The sequence below is a fragment of the Caldalkalibacillus thermarum genome, from assembly GCF_014644735.1.
Lineage (GTDB): Bacteria > Bacillota > Bacilli > Caldalkalibacillales > Caldalkalibacillaceae > Caldalkalibacillus > Caldalkalibacillus thermarum.
In genome coordinates, this window is the sequence record NZ_BMKZ01000132.1 from 1 (window position 1) to 635 (window position 635).

Genomic DNA, 635 nt, shown 5'->3' on the forward strand with positions numbered 1-635 from the left:
CCTCCATCTCCTATGGATTCGGAAGATGGATCCTGTCCGATTAGGGACAGGGGGTTGCCCCATTCGGGAATCCCCGGATCAACGCCTGCTTACGGCTCCCCGAGGCGTTTCGCCGTTTGCCGCGCCCCTCATCGGCTCCCAGCGCCTAGGCATCCACCGTGCGCCCTTAGTAGCTTAACCCTTAAGGTCGCTCGTGGCTACCCGATGAATCTGCTGTTATCCAATTTTCAAGGTGCAATTGGTGGAGCCAAGCGGGATCGAACCGCTGACCTCCTGCGTGCAAAGCAGGCGCTCTCCCAGCTGAGCTATGGCCCCGCAACATGACCATATCATGCAATATCATTGTAAGCTTGCGTTTAACTGANTCATGACCATATCATGATATACAATATCATTGTATGCTTACGTTTAACTGAGGTGTGCTGATGGTGGGCCTAAGTGGACTTGAACCACCGACCTCACGCTTATCAGGCGTGCGCTCTAACCAGCTGAGCTATAGGCCCACGAAAACCCTCAAAACTAAACAAAGCAGCAAGCGTGCGAGCAATTGGTTAAGATGAAACGTTATAAAACGTTCAGTTTAGGGATCCCCCAAAACCGGGGTCTCATAAAACTCCCTAGAAAGGAGGTGATCC

At 52.2% G+C, this 635-nt stretch carries 2 tRNA genes and 1 rRNA gene; all 3 read right to left on the reverse strand.

The window, feature by feature from the left end:
- Positions 1-180, reverse strand: a 23S ribosomal RNA gene (locus tag IEW48_RS16850); the annotation flags it as partial.
- 59 nt (positions 181-239) lie between these two features.
- Positions 240-315: transfer RNA gene (locus tag IEW48_RS16855), tRNA-Ala, on the reverse strand.
- Between the two features lie 111 nt (positions 316-426).
- A tRNA-Ile gene (locus IEW48_RS16860) sits at positions 427-503 on the reverse strand.
- Positions 504-635: the final 132 nt, after the last annotated feature.